A 3,345-nucleotide genomic window follows, 5' to 3' on the forward strand; every position below is an offset into this window, starting at 1 on the left:
GAGCGGCCTGGGCGCGGCCGCCCACCTGCCGTGGCGCCCCGCCGACGGGGCCTTCGGCCGGCGCGTCGAGGACCTGGTGCGCTTCGGCGACCGGCTCACCCTCACCGGCCTGCACCACCAGCCGGTGGACGCGGCCAAGGCCGTGCACGGGATCGACATCGGGGAACCGGTGCACACCAACCCCAACGGGACCTACCGTGCCCCGGTCTGGTTCCTCGACCCCGTGGCGTCCCCGGGTTCCAGGCTGGCGGAGTTCGACTCCCGCTGGCACCGGCGCGAGGACGCCCCGGACAACATGTTCTACCCCCGGACCTGGGACCCGCTGCGGGTCCTCGGCGCCGTCGAATCGGCGCACCGGAACGCGACCGACCGGCGCACCGTGAACGGCGCCGTCCACTGGACGGGGGTGGCCGACGGCGTCCGGATCGAGGGCATCACCCGGGACGGCCGCCACCTGATCCACCGTCCGGCGGACGACCAGCCCGGCGCTCCGGCGGCGGACGGGCACCGCTCCTACCCGCTCACCGAACCGGCCCCGCCCGGTACCGGCGAACGCCCGGCCACCGTCTCCCGGCCGCCGTCGGACCCGGTGGGGGACGACGTGGTCAGCCCGTCCCTGCGGCCCGACGCGGGCCGGGGCCTGCCGCCGCAGTGGACCCGCGAGGAGATGATCCACGCGGCCGCCCGCGGCGATCAGATCGGATCCGAGCGGCGGGTCGGGGCCGAGATGATCCAGCAGGTGCGCTACGGCGACGTCCTGATCACCGTGGTCCGGGACTGGCACAGCTACAAGATCATCGACTTCCGGGCCGCGGACGGGCACACCCCGCCGCCCCAGGGCTCCCGTCCCCTGCCCCGGCGCGGCTCCGGGCCGCTGCCCGCCACGGGCGGCGAGGGGCCGCTGCTGCACGCACCGCACGCCGGTGGCGCGGACGTCCTGGTCCTCCCGCAGGCGTACCCGAACTCCGATGTCCCCGCGCCGGCCGCTCTGCTGTCGAACACTCCGGTGGCGGCCGCCGCGCACCACACCGCGGACCAGTCCGGCGAGGTGCCCCCGCCGGCCACCGTTCCCCTCGCGACGGCGCAGGCCGGGCAGGCCGGTCCGGCCCGGACCAACCCCTGGCACCCCACCGCGACGGACGGCACCCTGCAGGACGGCCCGCGCCGCCCGCCCGCCCTCCAGAACGACGAGCGGCAGGAGACCCTGCCCAACGGCACGGTCCGCGTCTTCAAGGCGCGGCTGGACCCCGCCGTGGAGCCGGGCGCGCCGGTGACGGCCTTCCCCTCCCGCTGGAGCCGCTCGCTGCTCGACCCCGGCACCGTGTACTACCCGAAGACCTGGACCGCGGCGCGCCTCGGCGAGCGGGTCACCGAGGCGCTCGGGAACACCCTGTTCACCCGGGTGGAGAACGGCGTCACCTTCAAGCTCGGCCGCGCGGACGGCGTGTGGATCGAGGGCATGTACCTCGCGGACGGCAGTTTCATGGGCCACCGCCCGTCCCCCCACCAGGCGTTCCGGGACCCGAGGTACGACCTCGGCTCGGCGCCGACCGTCGGCCGGGGAGACGAGGTGGAGCTGGCAGGCTTCGGGCCGGTCCGGGTCCGCCGCGAGCTGATGGCCGACGGCTCCGAGGTCGTCCGGCTCACCGCCCGGGTCCGGGTCACCGGCACCGAGGGCGTCGCCCAGCCCGACCTCGTACGCGCCCAGACGACGCTGCACCGGGCCGCCGGCCAGCTGCTGGCGGGCCAACGGGACGGCAACACCCGGATGGAGCTCGGGCTGCGGTTCACCCGGGACGCCGACGCCACCGAGATCCGGTTCGTCCCCGGCGAGGGCTTCTCGCTCCAGCAGGCCGTGCCACGGCTGCACGAGGAGGCGACCGGTCCTGGACCGGCCGCGGTCCTGGCCGCCGCACGGGAGCAGGCACCGCCGCCGCCGCACACCGTGTCCGGCGAGACGATGCTGGACGGAGCGCGGGAGCTCTTCGCCCCGGCCGCGTGGAACCGTCCGACCGAGGGCCGCAACCTGCCCCGCGCGTGGACCGCCGACGAGGCCCGCTACGCCGCGAGCGTGGTCGCGCGCTCCGCGTTCCGGGCCCAGGCAGGCCCGGTGCCGCCCGGGGGCACGGTCGCGCCGACGCTGCGCCACGGCGAGTTCGCCGGGGTGCGGCTGACGGTCCGGGTGGAGAACGGCCGGATCAGCGACTTCTGGGCCCAGCCGGACCAGCGGGTCCCGGACCAGCTGGCCGCGCCCACGGCCGAGCGGCGGCGGCTGCTCGGGACCCGCGAGGTCGTCCCGCCGGCGGACCTCTTCGAGCGCGCGCTGGAGGAGCGGCGGCTCCAGCGGTTCTCGGTGAGCCGGATCAGGCTCGCCGACGGTGACACCGAGTCACTGGTGACCGTCAAGGTGTATCTGGACACCAAGGACCTGGACCTGACGAAGCGGGCCACCAAGGACGCCCTCAAGGAGCTGACCAGGAACGCCCGCGCCAGGACGGCGGAGATCTACGACCTCGGCCAGCGGCTGCCCGGCGGCGACCGGCTGCGGGTGCGGATGGAGTTCGTGAAGAACCCCCGCGCCGCCCACCACACCGTGACCGTCCACCCGACCCAGTCCCGGCCGAACGCCCTCAACTGGGGCCTGGACACCCCGGCCAAGGCCGTCGTCCACGAACTCGGCCACCTGCTCGGACTCCCGGACGAGTACCGCGAACTCTCCCGCCCCGGCCGGGTCCGCCCGGTCCACGACGACGGCGGCATGATGGGCGCCACCACCCGGGACCGCTTCGGCCGGGCCAGGCTCGACACCGACTACCCGCACGGCGGCGAGCACACCGAGGACCCGCGGCCCGTCCTGAAGGCCCGCAACCTGCGGCAGCTGGGCGGCGTCATCGACAGCGCCTTCGGCACCGACCGCGGCCCGGGCCGCGACGGCACCCGCCCGCCCCGGCCGACGGTGAACGAGGACGCCCGGCGCACCGCGCTGTTCGGCGACGGCCGCGACGGCGGCCACCTGCTCCCGCCGCCCGGCTCCGACCGGCCGCGGCCGACCCGGGTCGCCGGCTCCGAGCACCGCAACGGCACCTTCCGGGTGCACGACGGCCCGGCCACCGAGGCGACGACGGGTCACCACCGGCTGGCCGGCGACCTCGCGACCGCGCCGGCCCCCCGGCCCGGCGAGCGCCACCGCACCATGTTCCCCGAGCACTGGTCGTCCGACGACGCGGTGTACGCGGCCGAGCAGGCGTACCAGCACGCGCTGCGCCGGGGCGGCGACGCGTTCACCGAAATCGCCCCCGGCGTCCGGACGTTCACCGGCGAGTACGGCGGCGTGCGGATCGAGGG

1 protein-coding gene is annotated in these 3,345 nt (G+C 76.3%); it reads left to right on the forward strand.

The window, feature by feature from the left end:
- A partial coding sequence (locus VR45_RS37405; protein ID WP_045944401.1) for an EndoU domain-containing protein occupies window positions 1-3,345 on the forward strand: 3,345 nt, incomplete at both ends.

It is taken from the genome of Streptomyces sp. NRRL S-495, from assembly GCF_000966955.1.
Classification (GTDB): domain Bacteria; phylum Actinomycetota; class Actinomycetes; order Streptomycetales; family Streptomycetaceae; genus Kitasatospora; species Kitasatospora purpeofusca.